Annotated in this window: 15 protein-coding genes; all 15 read left to right on the top strand. The window is 36.5% G+C overall.

The features are described 5' to 3' along the window. Positions 1–175: 175 nt before the first annotated feature. The 15 genes from BLV53_RS11515 to BLV53_RS11440 all read left to right on the top strand — a co-directional run bounded on the left by BLV53_RS11515 (position 176) and on the right by BLV53_RS11440 (position 18,375). Positions 176–658, top strand: coding sequence for a hypothetical protein (locus BLV53_RS11515; protein WP_090300990.1), 483 nt, complete (start codon positions 176–178; stop codon positions 656–658). 110 nt (positions 659–768) lie between these two features. Continuing rightward, positions 769–1,629, top strand: a complete 861-nt coding sequence (locus BLV53_RS11510) for a VanW family protein (protein ID WP_090300988.1) — start codon at positions 769–771, stop codon at positions 1,627–1,629. 60 nt (positions 1,630–1,689) lie between these two features. After that, positions 1,690–2,742, top strand: coding sequence for a hypothetical protein (locus BLV53_RS11505; RefSeq protein ID WP_090300986.1), 1,053 nt, complete (start codon positions 1,690–1,692; stop codon positions 2,740–2,742). A gap of 100 nt (positions 2,743–2,842) precedes the next feature. Beyond that, positions 2,843–3,409 (top strand): thymidine kinase, encoded by a 567-nt coding sequence (locus BLV53_RS11500; protein WP_090300984.1) that lies wholly within the window; start codon positions 2,843–2,845, stop codon positions 3,407–3,409. Positions 3,410–3,611: 202 nt separating this feature from the next. Next, positions 3,612–5,579, top strand: coding sequence for a hypothetical protein (locus BLV53_RS11495; protein WP_090300983.1), 1,968 nt, complete (start codon positions 3,612–3,614; stop codon positions 5,577–5,579). A gap of 5 nt (positions 5,580–5,584) precedes the next feature. Continuing rightward, positions 5,585–7,360: an HAD-IIIC family phosphatase gene (locus tag BLV53_RS11490; protein WP_090300981.1), complete on the top strand. Its 1,776-nt coding sequence runs from the start codon at positions 5,585–5,587 to the stop codon at positions 7,358–7,360. Between the two features lie 32 nt (positions 7,361–7,392). After that, a complete protein-coding gene (locus BLV53_RS11485; RefSeq protein WP_242879092.1) occupies positions 7,393–8,202 on the top strand; it encodes an ABC transporter permease in 810 nt (269 codons plus the stop codon). A 175-nt stretch (positions 8,203–8,377) separates the two neighbouring features. Beyond that, entirely contained in the window at positions 8,378–9,199 is an 822-nt protein-coding gene (locus tag BLV53_RS11480) for a glycerophosphodiester phosphodiesterase (RefSeq protein WP_090300978.1), read from the top strand. A gap of 313 nt (positions 9,200–9,512) precedes the next feature. Further along, positions 9,513–11,276 carry a hypothetical protein gene (locus BLV53_RS11475; protein WP_090300976.1) on the top strand — a complete coding sequence of 588 codons (1,764 nt, stop codon included), beginning with the start codon at positions 9,513–9,515 and terminating at the stop codon, positions 11,274–11,276. Positions 11,277–11,515: 239 nt separating this feature from the next. Next, positions 11,516–12,682, top strand: a complete 1,167-nt coding sequence (locus BLV53_RS11470) for an acyltransferase family protein (RefSeq protein WP_090300972.1) — start codon at positions 11,516–11,518, stop codon at positions 12,680–12,682. 2 nt (positions 12,683–12,684) lie between these two features. Continuing rightward, positions 12,685–14,103: a class I adenylate-forming enzyme family protein gene (locus BLV53_RS11465; protein ID WP_090300970.1), complete on the top strand. Its 1,419-nt coding sequence runs from the start codon at positions 12,685–12,687 to the stop codon at positions 14,101–14,103. Between the two features lie 569 nt (positions 14,104–14,672). After that, the gene (locus BLV53_RS11455) at positions 14,673–16,091 is read left to right on the top strand and encodes a class I adenylate-forming enzyme family protein (RefSeq protein WP_090300966.1); all 1,419 of its coding nucleotides are present in this window, start codon (positions 14,673–14,675) and stop codon (positions 16,089–16,091) included. A gap of 24 nt (positions 16,092–16,115) precedes the next feature. After that, on the top strand, positions 16,116–16,352 hold the full coding sequence (locus BLV53_RS11450; RefSeq protein ID WP_090300965.1) for an acyl carrier protein: 237 nt from the start codon (positions 16,116–16,118) through the stop codon (positions 16,350–16,352). 33 nt (positions 16,353–16,385) lie between these two features. Then, positions 16,386–17,540: a glycosyltransferase gene (locus tag BLV53_RS11445; RefSeq protein ID WP_090300963.1), complete on the top strand. Its 1,155-nt coding sequence runs from the start codon at positions 16,386–16,388 to the stop codon at positions 17,538–17,540. Further along, on the top strand, positions 17,533–18,375 hold the full coding sequence (locus tag BLV53_RS11440; protein ID WP_170830836.1) for an ABC transporter permease: 843 nt from the start codon (positions 17,533–17,535) through the stop codon (positions 18,373–18,375). Before BLV53_RS11445 ends, BLV53_RS11440 begins: the two co-directional genes overlap by 8 nt. Positions 18,376–18,377: the final 2 nt, after the last annotated feature.

The raw sequence follows: 18,377 nt of genomic DNA, 5'->3' as shown, positions 1-18,377 counted from the left end.
AGGGCTTGTGACCGTAACTGGCGAGCCACAGCCTAAGGGCTAGCCATCTCAACTACGCGAGCCACAGCCTAAGGGCTAGCCACGACACATATTGCTTTTCCATCCCTAACATGATAAGATATAACCTAGTTGTGACCCTATATTCAGAGGGTCCCCGTAGTTAGGAGGATATAATATGAGCACACCAATAATCGTTATGCTTGTAATCCTTGTGATATTGATTGCGGCATTCGTTGCTTTATATTTTATGGGGAAAAAAGCCGAGGCACGTCGTGCTGAACAGCAGGTTCAGATGGATGCCATGGCACAGCAGGTTTCAATGCTTATCATCGATAAAAAGATGATGAAGTTCAAGGATGCAGGATTCCCAGAGCAGATGATGAATGCAGTTCCTTGGTATCAGAAGGGCATGAAAGTACCTGTTGTCAAGGCCAAGGTTGGCCCACAGATGATGACACTTATCGCTGACGGAGAAATTTTCGACCAGATTCCTGTTAAAAAGGAAGTTAAGGCTACAGTTTCTGGTCTCTACATCACAAAGGTAAGAGGACTTCGCGGAGGAAATGCTCCAGTGGAAGCTAAAAAGAAAAAGGGCCTTAGAGCATGGGCGTTAAAGAAGCGCAAAGAGCTCGAAGCAGAACAGAATAAAAACAAATAAAAAGTTCACAGAATTTTAAAGAGCGCCAAGTTTGGCGCTCTTTTATTGTATTTACAAAAGTGTTAAAATATTCATACTAATCAAACGATTTACATATTGGGAGGGGTTTTATGGAAAAAATACAATTGCATATTGCCAAAATTATTATCTCGATGACTTTTGTAATTATCGCATTTGCGGTATCGCCAAATCTTACGGTAAGTGCAGCCTCAAATGATGAGTTACAGGCAGCCGCAAAGGTTTTTGATGCAGACTACTATGCTACACTTTATCCTGATGTGGCAGCTTATTCAAATGGTAGTCAGCTGTGGCTATTAAATCACTATATTTATCATGGTATTTACGAAAACAGAAATGCCAGCGCTACATTTAATGCCACAGATTACATGCAGAAAAATCCGGACCTTCAGATACTTTATGGGGACAATATGCTCGCATATGTGTATCACTACGCTAATGTAGGACAGTTTGAAGGAAGAGATGGAATTCCTGTTGCAGGTACAGAGATAGTCGTACCAAAGACCTACACGCTTTTAGGCATATATTCAACAGAATATAACCATGAGGCACCACGAGGTAATAACATTGCTATTGCAGCAGGTCATGTTAATGGTACGGTTGTGGAGCCAGGAAAGACCTTCTCTGCCAACAAGGCTATTGGACCTCGCACAGCAGCAAACGGTTTTGTAGATGCACCTGTTTTCATCAATAAGGAGCATGCTATTGGCATTGGTGGTGGAGTTTGTCAGGTTTCTTCCACTATTTATGCTGCTATGAAAACTGCAGGGGTTCCTGCTTCTGAGCGTCATCCACATTCACTTCCTGTAAATTATTTACCAGCAGGATGGGATGCAACAATCTCAGGAAATACCTTGGATTTAAAATTTGTGAATAAATACGATTCTAATATAGTTGTATGGGAAACTGCTAATAATGGTATTTTAACTGCAGCTCTGTATTTGCAGAACTAAATAAGATATAGATTTTGCTATTAGTGTTATCGACATTTTTAAATAGCGAGGATTTAAATAGTGAGCGAGTTATTTAATCTTAAATCACCTGAAGTAGTAGAATATATAAAAGAAATAAATGCAGTCAGAAAAGTGGATAACAAACGTCACTTAGACTTGGCCTGCGATTTATTTGATATGGCTCAGGAGCAGGGAGATGACTTACTTAAAGACTTTGCCAGCTGTACCTTGGGAGATGCCAGCTGCCAGAACAATGATTTTTCTCAGGCATTATATTATCTTTCTGCTGGAATAGATGGTTTGTCTCAAACAGAAGAGCATATGCTGGTATGTCAGAGCTATAATGAGATGGGTACGATTTTTAGAAGTGAAGGACATTTCATCACCAGCGAAGAATGCTATTTAACCGGAATTAGTCGTGCACGAAAGTACAAGCTCTATTTTATGGAAGGCATGATTTGCTCCAATTTTGCAGCCTTATGTGAGCAGATGGGTGGTATGGTAGAAAGCCTGGAGTATCACTATAGAGCGGTAGAATGCTGTGGGTATATCGAAGATCCATATATAAAAAACACATTTCTAATCGGAGAATATTCTTTGATTGCAAAGCAGTTTGTGGAGCTTGAGAAATTTGAAGAAGCAAGAGAAACACTGCGAGATATGGAAATGCTAATCAGGTTATACCCTGAGTTTGATAGTGCCTTTGATGTATGCATTGCAAGATTTTACTATTATCACGATGCAGGAGACAGAAAGAAATCAGATGAAAGCAAGATTGCTTGTATTCAGGCCTTTTATCAGTGTAATGATTTCGTCAGACATTTTGATGAGATAGTGGGACTGGTATCACTACTTCTTGAGGACAAAGATTATGTTGAGCTTGAAAAAATATTTGAGCGCATAGATGGAGTTGATGATTACGAGGATATCATGAATCTTAGGCTTCACATGGAAACCTTCAAGATTAAAATGTATCGCGAAATAGGTGATTTCGAAAAAATGAAAGATTCAGCTTACAACTATTTCCTGTTTGATTCAATTAAGGCAGAAGAAGGAAGGCACTCATTTATCACCACACTAAATCTTCGTTCCCAGATTCAGCTTAAGGAATGAAACATTTTTGACAGTTAAGCCTTTAATATTTATAATGTTATCAATTAGACAGAAGACATTTAATCGGTCTTCTGTCAATTTATGTGCGGGAGTTTATAAAATGGCAAAACTATATTTTTACTATGGAGCAATGGGGTCATCCAAGACAGCCAATGCACTTATGACACACTTCAACTATCAGGAGGTAGGCCAAAACGCCCTTCTTGTGAAGCCAGCAGTGGATACAAGGGATGGAGAACGGGTGGTACATTCTCGTATAGGCTTAGAAAACGAATGTATCTTCCTAGAGGATTTGGTAGAAATGTCTGAGGAAGAGATTAAAAAATATGACTGCATCATCGTTGATGAGGTGCAGTTTGCCACACCTGAACAGGTAGACTATCTATCTGATATTGTAGATTTTATGGATGTACCAGTGGTGGCTTATGGCCTCAGGGCCGATTTTAAAAACGAACTGTTTCCAGGGTCAAAGCGCCTGATTGCCATAGCTGACGTAATCCATGAAGTGAAAACTGTATGCTGGTGCGGCCGCAAAGCCACCTGCAACACCCGTTACAACGAAAACGGCGTAGTTCGCAGCGGCCCTCAGGTGATGTTAGGAGCCAACGACTCCTACATAGCGTTATGCCGCAAACACTTTAAGTTGGGACAACTCCGTCCAGAATAAATAAGCGTTTATAGCTAAAAGATAAATTTTTCGCGGAATCAACTCTACCAGAGTTGGATCCTAGAAAAAGTAAGCTTGTAGCTAACAAAGTTGATATCTCTTAAGCGAAACATTCTAAGTTGAGCGTAGAGATATCAACTTTGTTAGCGTAACAAGCGAAGGCTTTAGATACACTAGATACACTACTATATCGAGGTACGTAATGACATTTAGTATTTCCACAACATTAATATTTTTAGCGTACTGCATCGTTTGGATTCAACTACCAGGGATGCTTTTTTGTGATATTTTACTTCCCCGCAGATTCAAGTTTTCAACCAGACTTCTGGCAGGATTTTTTATAGGTTTTGTGTACATGGCAGCCCTTTATTTCATAGAGTCATTGGCTGGCCTAAATGGTTTAATCATGTTGGCAGGCCCACTCACATCTACAGCAGGCCTGATATATTTCATCAAAAAAGGTAAGCCATACATTTTCAATGCAGGAGAACACTTCAGGTTCACCTATCTGATTATTTTCGTGTTTATCTATATTGTTTCAGCACTAAGTTTTCAACTTAAATATCTGTTCGCATTTTCAGGCCAGACCACACAGGTCTACCATGATTTCCTGTTTCATACAGGAAACATAGTATCCCTCAGTCGCTCATTCCCAGGGATGGATATCAGAATTTCAGGTCTGACCTTTTATTATCATTATTTTTATGAGCTGATTTTTGCAATGTGCAAGCATATCTTCGCTACAGATGCATTCACAGTCTATATGAACGGCAATGCATTGATTTGTGCATTCCCTCTTACCCTTGCTTTAATCACATTGGGAGAAAGAATCCGCGGAGCTAAATCCTACTACAATTTCGAGTACTTTTTCTTCTGCTTCGGTTTACTTATCTCTGGAATATGCCTCCTTCCATTAAACGTGTTGGGGGGCAGATTCCCACTCTCATGGATGGATAATCATTTTTTTGGAAATGGTAACGCCATGGGACTTGCAGTGAGCCTAACCATTCTCACAATCGATGTGCTTACTGAAATATGGTATGATAAGCTTGTATTTACGAATGTTATAGCAATATTTTTGCTTGGTGCAGCAGCCACAGGCTTTAAGGGAACAACAGGTATTTTGCTTGTTGCTATCACCTGGATTGTTTTTGTTGTGGAGTGGATAATAATTAAACGTTTCCATGTGCAACAGCTTTTATATAACGTGGCATTAACCTTGGGCTTTGCCCTTATCTATTTTGGTGTAACAGTAGGGCTTCATTCATCAGGTTCTAACAACCGTGCCATGCAGCTTACCTGCGCCGGTACACTTGAATCCGGCAGAGTAGGTCAGATTTTCAGCAAGCTTGGAATCGACTATATGGCCATGCCTTGGGTAATCCTTGCAGTTATTCTTGCAGCGCTATTTATTATGGGCCCATGTATAGCACTTTTTGTTGCATTCACTATCGGCAAATTCCAGACCCTCATTAAAGATGGTGTAATTGGCGATGTTTTTGACTGGTTTGCTATCGGTTCATCACTTATGGGCTTAATCGGATTTCTTTTTATAAGTGTCCCAGGCCAATCACAGGTGTACTTTGTGATTACCAACGCTGGCTTGATATTTTACTGTACAATGAAATATCTTATGGCCAACCGTCTTACACCTATATTCAAAATAATGCAGGGCTGGTTCTGCATCTGCACCTTGCTTTTAGTGGCAGATGTGGTTCATTACTGTCAGGACGATTTCAATCAGATGGTAATTTTCCATACCCCAGCCGAGGATAGAGCAGATCTTGTAAGCAGTGATACAATGGATGCATATTTCTGGCTGAGGGACAATACTCCAGCAGATTCTGTGCTTGCTGTGGACAGGCTCTCAGAAGAGCTTGATTACAGAAATATCTATTTTTATGCCAGTGCATTTGCTGAGCGTCAGTGCTATTTAGAGGGTTATGACTATTCAGATGTACCAGAATCAAAGGTGGAAGAAATGCTTTCTACCAATAATCTGTTCTTTAGTGACGACCCTCTGGTGCAGCAGAATGCACTAGAAGAAAATGACATAGATTATTTAGTGGTGACAAAGTTGTCTCACCCAGACTACATGGATTCAAATCCACAGCTTAAAAGCGTTTACGTCAACTCTGATGTAATAATATACAAATGTAATAGGAGATAAAACCTATGAAAGAACTTGAATATCCCTTTGATGCGGACTATTTACTTTCAAAGAAAAAGCGAATAAAAAAAGAGCTTTTAGCCTCAGATACCAAATTTATCGACAAGAAAATTGCCATCTTAGGAGGCAGCACCACCGCCAACATAATGCTTATTATGGAGCTGTTCCTTTTAAATAATGGTATCCGCCCTAGCTTCTACGAAAGCGAATACAATAAATATTACGAGGATGCAGTTTTCGACAATCCTGAGCTTTTAGAATTTGCTCCTGATATCATATATGTATGCACCAGCAACCGCAATATCACTGAATTCCCAAGCCTTGCCATGAGCGAAGCAGATGTGGATGAGTTGCTTAATGCACAGTATCAGAAATTCGAAACAATCTGGAGCAGTTTAGCTGAAAAATACAATTGTCCTATCATCCAGAACAATTTCGAGATGCCACTTTTCAGGCTTATGGGAAATATGGATGCCTGGGATTACCGCGGAGCGACCTGTTTCACAAACCGTTTAAATGAAAAGCTTTATAGCTATGCTAGGGCCCATGAAAACTTTTACATCTGCGATTTGAATTACATATCCGCTGACTATGGCTTCAAGGAATGGTCCGAGCCTTCATACTGGTACATGTACAAATATGCTATGTGTGTTCCAGCTATCCCATATCTTTCCTTTAATGTTGCCAACATTATTAAATCCATTTTTGGTAAAAATAAAAAGGGATTTGTACTTGATTTGGACAATACTCTCTGGGGTGGTGTCATTGGTGATGATGGTGTGGATGGCATCGCACTTGGTCCAGAGGAAGCAGAAGGTCAGGCTTACACTGAGTTCCAGCAATACCTTAAGGCTCATCAACAGCTTGGCGTCATTTTGAATATTGACTCAAAAAACGAGCATGAAAATGCTATTGCAGGAATTAATCATCCGGATAGTGTATTCACTGAAAATGATTTTATTTCCATCAAAGCAAACTGGGATCCAAAGGATAAAAATTTTGCTGATATTGCCTCGGAGCTTACGTTGCTTCCGGAAAGCCTGGTTTTTGTGGATGACAATCCAGCAGAAAGACACATTGTTACAGAACAGCTAAAGGGTGTGTGCGCCCCAGAGCTTGACAGTGTTTCTTCTTACATTCAGACTATAGACCGCAGTGGCTTTTTCGAGACCACAAGCCTGTCTGCAGACGATTTAAAGAGAAATGAAATGTATCAGGAAAACGCAGCAAGAGCAAAGCTTCAAAGTAGCTTTTCCGATTACGGTCAGTATCTTGACTCCCTTGAGATGACGGCAGAGATTGACAGTTTCATACCAGTTTACATGGCGCGCATTGCTCAGTTGACCAACAAATCCAACCAGTTCAACCTCACCACAAAGCGCTATACTCAGGCCGAAATCGAGGCTACTGCAGCAGATGCTGGATATATCACACTCTATGGAAAGCTCATTGATAAATTTGGCGACAATGGTGTAGTGAGCATTGCCATCGGAAAGTTTGATGGGGATGCATGTGATATCGAACTTTGGCTTATGAGCTGCAGAGTTTTAAAACGTGACATGGAATACGCCATGATGGATGAGATGGTTAAACGCTGCAAGGCTGCAGGTGTGACCACACTCCGCGGTCACTACCTTCCAACCGAGAAAAATAAGATGGTTAAAAACTTCTATGGCGACATGGGATTTGACCTTATCATCGAAAATCCTGATGGGTCATCAGATTGGAAGCTTGACCTGACAAGCTATGAAAATCAAAATAAACATATTAAATGCCAGTAAACACTGGAATTTTAAAGAATCAAAGGATTACTATGTTAAAAGATATAATTGCAAACAAAAAATTAATTGCTAAACTGGCCAAAAACGACTTTAAGCAGAAATTTGCAGGCTCCACACTAGGTGTCATATGGGCATTTGTTCAGCCTGTAGTCACAGTGTTAGTATACTGGATAGTATTTGACAAGGCATTAAATGCCGGCACTCAGGGTACCAAAGCAGGTATCCAGGCGCCATTCGTACTATGGCTTTCTGCCGGTATTGTACCTTGGTTTTATTTTAGTGAAGTGCTTTCTGCAGGAACTGTGGTGCTGCAGGAATACAACTATCTGGTTAAAAAGGTTGTATTTCCCATCAATGTTCTTCCAATCGTAAAGGCGGTTTCATCACTTTTCGTACATGCCTTTTTCGTATTATTTACATTGGTGGTTTACTTGCTTTACGGATATGGAGTTAGTTTCTACATCCTGCAGGTGATTTATTATTCACTTTCAATGATGGCCCTTGCAGTGGGAATCATCTATTTGACCAGCTCTTTATGTGTATTCTTCAGAGATATGGCACAACTGGTAAACATATTCCTTCAGATAGGAGTCTGGGCCACACCAATCATGTGGAATTTCGACGGAATGGTTGGCAGTATGCCAAAATGGTTGGCTGTGATTTTAAAGCTCAACCCAATGTATTACATCACAAGTGGTTACCGAGATGCCTTCATTTCACAGACAGGATTTTGGACAAGACCGGCTTTGACCGCATATTTCTGGATACTTACCATCATTATGTTTGTGCTTGGAACCCACGTGTTCAAGAAACTCCAATCACAGTTTGCTGATGTTTTATAGGAAAACACAAATATTTAATAAGCTCTCTGAAAGTTATCGTTCAGAGAGCTTATTTTTGACAAGTTGTACTAAAATTTGTGAAAGTTTTCGGATAATATTTTATCTTTAAAAGACAACATAAAATAATACCTTGTGCTAAAATTAAATATAGCTAGATTAAAGGGGGCCTGATATTATGAAGGGTAAGTTACTTTCGAAGCTGAGAAGGACAGTCACAGTCAGCATGGTTGCCCTGATTGGTTCTTGCATACTCATGAACACCTTCAACTATTTACCTGCTAATGCTGATGAGGATATAGTGGTTCAAATAGTAGCCCACAGAGGATATTCTGGGGCATATCCTGAAAATACGCTTAGCGCTTTTGCCGGAGCGTATGCCAACGGAGCAAAAACCGTTGAGTTTGATGTTAGAAAAACAAAAGATGGAGAGCTGGTTATATACCACGATGACACCTTACAGAAACTTGACGGCACAGAAAACTCCATCGCTGATTATACATACGATGAACTTCTGCAATTAGATGCTGGCGAATGGTACGGCAGGGAGTTCAGATTAGAGCGAATCCCAACCTTAGACCAAACTTTGGATTTGCTTGGTTCAACAAATATGCGCTTGTTTTGTGAGCTCAAAGACATAGGCAATGATCCGGATTTTGTTGCATCAGTTTATAACAAGTTCGTTCAATATGGACTTTTAGACAAAGTAGTATTTCTATCATTTAATTATGATTATCTTGCCACAATAAAACAAATTAATCCAGAACAGCCAATCATGAAACTTGCCTCATTCGGTAAGTCCACTCTGCCAACGAAATATCCGGCAGAGTACTACGGCGTAAACATGAAGACATTAACACCAAAGACAGTTCGTGCAATTCACGAAGCAGGATCAAAGGTTTATTCCTACACTCCTGATACAAAAGGTCAGATGCTATCTCTGCAGCGTTTAGGTGTGGATGGCGTAATCACTGACTATGTAGACATGGGGGCGTTGTAAACATATTTCACCCACTTCAGGTATGGGGTTGCCTGAAGTACCAAAAAGACACCGCGAATGCGGTGTCTTTTTTTGACGTAAATAAATCAATGCATCTTCGGTGCAGGCACTTTTTGTTATGTGATAAATATCTGACACAGTTTAAAAAGTGTGGCTGCTAGTTGGGCGAATACTGGCTTATATTTATATAAATTTTACAAATTACTATTTCAATTAACTGGAAAATTATCCCTTATACAATTGAAAGATGCTGATATAATACATGGGCATTTCGTTGCATATTATGTATGGCAGGTATAAGGAGATCGGCTTAATGATAAGTAGTATTTTTTATTTTCTAACCTTTTATATATTCATAGCGATTGTGACTTGGCATTCACCAGCTAAAGTTGCAGTAAAAAAGGTTGTCAATACGATTGATATAAAAAAAGTATTTATTGTTATTGGATTGCTATTATATTGTATTTTCTTTGTACGATTTACAGTTAGTCAAGATAATACTATATACACTTGGGATTGGGCAGGATACTGGAAGAACTCTATCGATAGGACAAATCTGCTATTTAGTGTTAATTTTATGGATGGTTTAAAATCACTTTGGTATTCTATTAACTTTGATGACTATAACACGTATTTACCTTCTGTAATAGCGTTGCCTTTGCATTTTACCGGAGCTGGATTTGTTAATTATGTTACAGTAGTAGCATTTTTTTTCTTGACACCAGCGCTTATTTTGCATGGTTTATTAGCTGTTCGATTATTATCAAATAAAAATGCCAGTTCTGTATTTTGCCTATCTATTTTTCTAGGAGTGATATATTGCACATTCTATAGAGCACTTCTTAGAGGAATGATAGATGTAGCGATTCTTATACCTATTTCATTAGCAATTTTTTATTTACTAGAATTTGATTTTTCTAAAATTGATCATGTTAGAAATGTCTTTGTTAGTTTACTGCTACTTTTAGCTTGGATATCCAGAAGATATGCTTTGTTTTTCGTAGTGGGATATGTCGTTACAATGATTTATAAAGCTATATATGATTATATAAAGCAAGAGAAAAAGTCTAATGTGATTATAAAGACTACTGTTTTTAATTTCTTGGAAATAGGTGGGATTAGTTTATGCGTTCTACTTATATTTTTTAAAGACTTTTTATTAAATACTATTATGTCAAATGGTGAAGCTTTTACAGCCTATAAATTACCATTTATAGTATCATTTCTTTCGCTTATGGTATACCAAAGTGTTATGCATGTTGTGCTTCTTTGTGTTTCAGTATATATATGTATTGTAAATAGAAAGTATTTAAATCAATTAGTAATTATATTAATATTAACTATTTCTACTTTTTGTTCGTTTTTGAATGTCCAAACACCAGGTATTCAACATGGCTTAATTTGGGCCACTGGATTCTTTATTCTACAGATATTAATATTTGATTTTTATAATGAATCGAAAAAGATAAAAGTACGGATAAATATACTCACTGTACTATTAGTAGTAGATTTTATAATTGTTGGATTTGGACATTTTATAATGAAAGAAGGAGAATATAAAGAAGCGTCCTATATGCATTTTCCTCTTGTTAGAGAAGATATAGTAAATGTTAATAAAATAGTGGATTCAATTAATTCTCGTACCCAAGAAAAAAATGATACCTATGTTGCTGTTGGTGAGCAATTGTTTAATTCGGATACTATAAGAAATGTAAGATTGCCTGAAATAATAAATGCCACCCCGAGTGCTTCGTTTGTGTCTGATGTGGACTTAAGAGATGGTTTTCCAAGTAGTTTCTTAAGTGCTCATTATGTTTTAGCGTGTAACTCACCTAGTTGTACTTATAACAACGGTGAAGAGATACTTAGATACATTAATACTGAAATAATTAACACTGAATCACATATTGGAAAACATTACAATCTAATTGAGTCTTACGATATTGATGGTGGATTAACGATTAAAATATATGAAAGAGTATCGGATTATTCTATAAATGATTTGGAGCTTATAGCCAAGCATTTTGATGAAATATACCCTCATCATGAAGAACTATTTAGAGACAGGATATTATAAAATATCACCCCAATACAGCAATATAATTGCAGTTTTGGGGTGTATTTTTTGACTTAATTATATCGTTGCCTAGCAAGTAAGTAGATTATAACAAGGTGAATAAAAGAATAATTGCAGAGTTATAAAATGTGTGCATTATTACGATTATGTAAATGAAAATAATATGGTATACTATTCGACGCTTATTACGCTACATTATGTGACAATACAACGAATTAAAGATAGCTGAGGTTTAATATATGAAAATATTCAGAAAGTTGAATAGTCCGGTTACAACATCCATTGGAATGTTTGACTTATTTAAAGGAATAGCAATGGTGCTGATTGTGCTAATGCACAACAGATCAAATTTTCCTATGTTGATGATTGATATTATCACAAAGTATAGTGAATCAGGCACTTTAAAAAACATACCATTTGTTTTTGAAAAATCTATTATTGCTGGAATATGTATTTCAGTTTTAGGTGCTGTATTAGCTTCTTTGATGCCAGCAATGTTTATTTTGTCAGGATATAGTGTTCGAAAAAGACCAATTTTAAAGAATTTTTCTTTAGAGATGAAGGAGCTGATTAAGCCTTATTTATGGACCACTATTGTTACTGTGTTATTTAACATTATTATTCATTTTTGTTTCTTTAGGTACTTACCTGGTGCTTTTCAAGAAAGTTTAAAAGTACTTGCTGGAATGTTATTAGGATTTTCGCAAACTGTTCAATTTGAAAACATTATCATCTTTGCTAATGGGCCTGTTTGGTTTATTTTAGCGTTATTCTGGGCATTGGGCATTTTTAATATCTTATTAAGTGTTGTCGATGAAGCAAAAATTAAATATTATGCTTTAGGTTTATCAATCATAGGGTGGCTATTGAGTTATACGGACTTCACACCTTTTTGCTTGTCTCAAGGATTAGTTGGAGTTTTGTATGTTTATATGGGGTATTACATTAGGAAAAATAAAGCGCTGACATCACAGCATAGTAGAAAAAACCTCTTTAATTATACTTCATTTGTAATAATACCTAATATTATTCTAGTTGCATTGGGAATGATAACCGAAATGTCAGATAATGTTTATTCTTTAGGACCAGTAACATATATAGAAAGTGGCCTATTAGGAATAGGTGTGTTATATGTCTTTCTAAGAATTAATAAGCTGTTTAATGGGAAGATAGCAAACGCTTTGAGATATTTAGGAGTATATTCATTATATTTTATGTGTATCCATACTGTAGAAATGATAGCTGTTCCTTGGTATGTCATTGCTGAAAAGTTGATTAATCAGCCAGTTTTAGGTTTTGTAATTTTATACATTTTCAGATTGATAATAATAGTAATTGCTTTGAAGATTTTGGTTAAATTTATAGAAATCTATAAAAGTCATATGTATAGAAGCGGGGGTCGATAGGAATGCTAGAGTATTTAAAAACACTTGAAAACCATAAAGATGCATATGCTGTGAAGATGTTAGATGGTCCTAATGTAGATAGTTGGACCTATTCAGATTATCTTCATGATATGAAAAGATGTGCATATCAGCTGGAGGCAAAGTTTGGTCCTATTGAAGGGAGGCATATATGTATCTTAGCCAATACCGATTATCGATACATGGTTCTTCTTGGTGCAATTATTTTTTCTCGCGCTGTGGCTGTTCCATTGAATAATTTAGAAACCGTTGAAAATTTATTATTTGCTGTTAATCAAGTTGAATCTGATATTTTAATTCTTTCAGAATATGCAGAGAAAAGCACATTTAAGGATTTGCTATTGGTTAGCGAAGAGACGCTATTTGATGGTATGGCAGTGTCGCCACTTGAAAAAGAATTATTTGATTTTAAAGATGAAGAGGCAAATAAATTAGCACTTATTTTATTTACCTCTGGAACCACAAGTCTTTCAAAGGGAGTTGAATTATCAGTTTTCAGCTTGTTTGGAAATAAAAGAAAGTTCCTTCCACTTGTGTATATGAATGGTACAGAAGATGCCTTAAATTCAATAGGGTATACTAATTTCCCTATGTATCATCTTGGAGGAATTCTCGCTTGGCTCAGTTGGACTCAAAATGGTTGCACAATTTGTATGAGTAAAGATCCTAAGCATATGCTTTCAGATTTAGAGAATATAACCATTGATTACGCAGTTGTGACACCTGCCATATTAAAAATGTGGGTAAATTGTATTAAGAGAGGTCAAAAAAAACGTATAGGTAATCCAAAACATGTGGTATCTGGTGGAGCGTTGATTGAGCCTACTCTCAGTAAATTCTTTATGGATAATAATATCACTGTTGCTCAATGTTATGGAATGACTGAACTTGGTAATCTTGTCACGGTAAATTATGACATGGAAAACCACATTGACTCAATAGGAAAAGCTATGGATGGTGTAGATATCAATTTTGTTGATGGGGAATTATGTATTAAATCTTGGAGTAACATGATTGGCTATTATAATAACCCCGAAGAAACTAAGGATTGTCTGAAAGACGGAGTAATCTCCACTGGCGATTTGGGTTACATAGATGAAGCTGGTTACGTGTACCTTACTGGAAGAAAAAAGAATTTAATCATTCTCTCTGGAGGAGAAAATGTTAGTCCAGAGGAAATTGAATCTAAGGTATATGAAAACCCTCTAGTTAAAGAGTGTAAAGTTTTTGAGAAAAAAGATCGAATTGCTATTGAAGTGTATGCCAATAACCAGGATGAGCAGAGCATTAGGGAGTACATAAGCGACCTCAATCAAACGCAGCCAGCGTATAAAAAGATATACTTTGTAGAATTTAGGGATACTGAATTTGATAAAACGGCAAGTGGAAAAATTAAACGCTAGCAATCAAAAGAGGACATAGAGAATGAATGAAATATAGGTGAACTCATTGAGTCTATTAAAGGGAAAACTAATTAAGTAATTAAGTAATTTATAAGGGATTAGTGATTATTGGTAGTCTCTTGTTTGCTATAGGTTTCACTCCTTTTGGGTTGTCGCGGGGATTGGTTGGAGTTTTGGATGTTTATATGGGTTACTACATCAGAAAAAATAAAGTGCTAACTTCAGAGCACAGTAGGAATCTATATGTATATATGCACTTCTAGTGGCAATTCCTAATACAATTCAAGCTATTTTAGGGATAAAGGCAGGAATAGGATATGATGGCTATTCTTTAGGACCAATTAGTTTTATGGTAAATGGTCTATTAGGAATAGGTGTGGCATATGTTTTTTTGCGAGTTGATAAGTCAGTTAGCGGAAAAATATCAAACACAATAAGATATTTAGGACGATATTCACTATATTTTATGTGTATTCACACAGTAGAAATGATAGCAATAGCTTTGAGGATGTTGATAAAATTTATAGAAATATATAAAAGCCGAATAGGCAGAAGGGGGGGTGATAGGAGTGCTTCAATATTTAAAATTACTAGAAAACCATAACGATGTAACAGCCGTAAAGATGCTAGATGGCTCGAATGTGGACAATTGGACATATTCAGATTATCTTCGTGACATTAGAAGATGTGCATATCAGTTAGAGGAAAAGCTTGGCCGTATTGAAGGAAAACATATATGCCTTTTAGCAGATAGCGATTATAGATATATAGTTCTTCTTAGTGCGATTATTTTTTCTCGTGCCGTGGCTGTTCCTTTGAATAATTATGAAAACTCTGAAAATTTGAAGTTCGCAGTAAAAAAGGCTGATGGTGATTTGGTAATTTGTTCAGAACAGGCTGAGAAAAAAGCGTTTAGAGACTTGCCTATTATTATTGAAGAGCAGTTATTTGATGACATTTTTGACTCTGTTGCTGAAAAAGAATTACATGATTTTGTAGATGACGAGGGTGAAAAACTTTCTCTTATACTGTTTACATCTGGTACAACTAGTTTTTCGAAAGGTGTAGCACTATCAGCCATGAGCTTGTTTGGAAGCATAAGAACATTGTTACCTTTTGAATATGTGAATAATGCAGGAAATGAGGTGAATTTGAAGGCATATACTAATTTCCCTCTATACCACATTGGGGGACTTAGTTTTTGGCTTAGTTGGACTTCGTATGGTTGCACAATGTGCATGAGCAAAGATGTTAAACATATTTTAGCAGATTTAGAAAATATTACAGTGGATTATGCAACTATAACACCCGCCATGATGAAAATGTGGGCTAATTTTATCAAACGAGGACAAAAAAAACGTATTGGTAACCCGAAACATATTGGCTCAGGTGGCGCAAGCATAGATCCACATATCGTGAAGCTTTTTAAGGAAAACGATATTACGGTTTGCCAATTTTATGGTATGACGGAAAGCGGTAATGCTTCAGCAATAAATTATGATATGGGAAAACATGTTGATTCAATAGGCAAAGCAGTAGATGGAACAGAAATATTTTGTATAGATGGTGAAATATGTGTTAAATCACAGAGCAACATGTTGGGGTATTATAATAACCCTAAAGAGACAAAAGCCTGTTTGAATGATGGAGTAATTTATACTGGTGATTTGGGCTATATCGATGAGGATGGGTATGTTTACCTTACTGGAAGAAAAAAGAATTTAATCATTCTTTCTGGCGGGGAAAATGTCAGTCCAGAAGAAATCGAGTCTAAGGTATACGAAAATCCTTTAGTGAAAGAGTGTAAAGTTTTCGAAAAAAAAGATCGAATTGCTATTGAGGTGTATGCAAATAACCAGGATGAGCAGAACATTAGGGAATACATAAGTAACCTCAATCAAACTCAGCCTGCATATAGAAAGATATACTTTATAGAATTTAGAGAAACGGAGTTCGAAAAAACAGCAAGTGGAAAGATTAAACGATAGTTATATAGTTGGAGGAATTAGAAAATGAATGAATTATTTGAATCAATTAAGGGAATAATAATTGATATAGCAGATATACCAGAGGATGAAGTTACATTAGATAGTGCGATGATAGACGACTTGTGTCTTTCATCGATTGAGATAATGACGATCATTGGAGATATTGAAGCGAAATACGGAATTAAGTTTTCGTCTGATGATTTATCAAAAATAAGAAACATTGCTGATCTCATTCAAACAACTGAGAGCAAAATGGATTAGTTATTTTTATAGGAATAAAAGAAGGAACCATCAATGAAAAAGAGAATTCTTATAATGAATGATTTAGCCTATGGTGGTGGCGTGGAAAAACTTATGTATGATTTAGTATGGGCATGGCACGAAAAATACGACATCACTGTCATGACCTATAAATATGATGAGTCATTCTACGACCAGTATCCTACGGATGTTAGATATATCTCTGAAAGCGTTCCAAAGGAGTATAAATCAAATTTCGTTGTTCATGTCTATAGCTATATCAATCGTAAAATATATGAGCGTACTTTTATGGGCAAAATCAAAAAGATGAATTTTGATGTTTTGCTTTGTATGAAAGATGGTGGAACGCTATTAAGTGCATTAAAATACGATATTCCTTTGAAATATGCATGGAACCATACAGATTACAATAATCATTATTACACTGAGCACATTTTTGGCAGTAAAGAAAATGAAGTCAAAGCCATGCAGCAGTTTAAAAATATAATATGTGTGTCCCAGGATATAAAAAAAGGTGTATGTGATGTTATAGGTGACCCAGGGAATCTTATTGTTAAATACAATCCAATCAATATTGAGAATGTATTAAAAAAGGCCAAGGAACCGGTAGTGGATATTGATTCGTTGGAATTACCAAAGGATAAACAACCATTTAGATTTGTCAGTGTAGGCAGAATTAATGATCAAAAGGGGTATCCTCTTTTGATTGAAGCTTGTAGAGCACTGGAAGATGAAGGATACAATTTCGAAGTAATTGTTATTGGTGGAAGAGAACCATGGGGCAATGAATATGAGAAGATTCAGGAAAGATTATATAAAACAGGTGTTACCAGTTGTAAGTTTATAGGACCACGTCAAAACTCATACAAATATATTGCAGCTGCAGATTGGTTTATTTCAAGTTCTATTTATGAGGGATATTCTCTTGTGAGCCAGGAAGCAGCACTGCTTGATATTCCAATGATTCTTACAGACTGCTCAGGAGTTAGAGAGCTGCTTGGTGACAGCGAGTATGGAATTGTTACTCCAATACATGTTGTAGGAATCTATAAAGCTATGAAGAGAGTAATGGATGACCCGAGTCTTCATGAATATTACAAAAACAAGATTATGGAGCGAAAGAAAATCATTACTTATCAGGAACGTATTAGAGAAATTGAAAAGTTGATTGAGGATGAAAATGAATAAGAATTGGACAACGGTTATAGAGCCAAAGGTTCCATTGTTTAGGGTGCCGGTAAAGGAAATTATTAAATACAGAGAATTAGTGTGGACTTTAGTTAAAAGAAACTATGAGGTTCAGTATAAACAGACAATATTAGGTCCATTATGGTTGATTTTTAGTTTAATTATCAATTCAGGAATTTTTTCCTTTGTATTTGGATATGTAGGTAAATTTTCATCGGATGGAACACCGTATTTTCTTTTTTACATGACGGGAAGTGTGGTATGGGATTTCTTTATTAGCTGTTTTGGAAGCAATACAGGAGTTCTGCTGGAAAACAGTTATCTTTTTGGCAAGGTATATTTCCCAAGACTTATAATGCCAATCGCAAATATCCTATTTAATGCTATAAGAGTAGGAATCAAGTTTATAGTGACTATGGTTGCATGGCTATTCTTTTATTTGGCTGGAGATGCTCAGATGATAGGAGCAAAAATCCTGTTTGTTATACCTATAGCATTTTTAATGTCCATGATGGGAACAGCGATGGGACTGATTGTTTCATGTATAACTATAAAATATAGAGATTTTTCGCATATGGTGGGGTTACTTACTACAGTGATGATGTATGTTTCACCTGTTATATATTCTTCTAGTCAGTTGCCAGAATTTATTCAGGGAGTGGTATATATTAATCCAATTTCGTCTTTTGTAGAGGCATTTCGTTATTGCGTGTTAGGTACAGGAGAGATTAATGTGTTGGCTCTGTTGTACAGTACTATTTTTACATTGGTGCTAACAATGGCAGCAGTAGTATTGTTTAATCAGACTGAAAAGGATTTCATAGATATTATCTAGGA

This window comes from Pseudobutyrivibrio sp. ACV-2, assembly GCF_900107545.1.
Classification (GTDB): domain Bacteria; phylum Bacillota; class Clostridia; order Lachnospirales; family Lachnospiraceae; genus Pseudobutyrivibrio.
This window is presented reverse-complemented; position numbering and strand designations above follow the sequence as displayed.